This window comes from Streptococcus sp. DD10, from assembly GCF_001578805.1.
In the GTDB taxonomy this organism is placed as follows: Bacteria; Bacillota; Bacilli; order Lactobacillales; family Streptococcaceae; genus Streptococcus.
In genome coordinates this window covers 1-568 of the sequence record NZ_KQ969194.1, presented here as the reverse complement: position 1 = coordinate 568, position 568 = coordinate 1, and the positions used below count along the sequence as shown (strand labels likewise).

At 41.2% G+C, this 568-nt stretch carries 1 protein-coding gene; it reads left to right on the top strand.

Annotated features, from left to right (window positions below; translation table 11 throughout):
- Positions 1–568 (top strand): mucin-binding protein (locus STRDD10_RS11035; RefSeq protein ID WP_443031106.1); only part of this gene is annotated, 568 nt, incomplete at both ends.

Sequence of the window (568 nt, the reverse complement as noted above, 5' to 3'; positions counted from 1 at the left end):
TGGTTCAGCAGGACCTAAGGGTCAAGTTCAATCTGGAACACCAACCTTTGTACCAGGTCACTCAGATGTACCAATGGACAACACTGTTCCTGCTACATTTGAAGATGGTACAACAACTAAGGTTGTTCCAAACGAAGGTACTTACACAGTTGATCCATCTGGTAAGGTAACCTTTACACCAACTCCAGACTTTGTTGGAACCGGTACAGGTGTGACAGTTGTTCGTAAGGACACTAACGGTACAGAAGTGAAAGCTAAGTATACACCAACTGTTTACGAAGTGAAGTCTGATACTCAAGTTGCAACTGTAACTTACAAGGACAATAAGGGAACTATTCTTGGTGAAGTTGATATTCTTCAAGGTGATTCTGGTTCTGAAATGAACTACTCAACTGAAGCACGTATCAATGCATTGAAACAACTTGGATATGAGCTTGTTTCTGACGAGTTCACGAAGGCTGATGGTAGCAAGCAATCATTCGATAATGATACAAATACTGTTCAAAAATTTGTTGTCACTGTTCAACCACGCCTTGTTCCAGTTATTCCAACGGATGTCACACCAGTT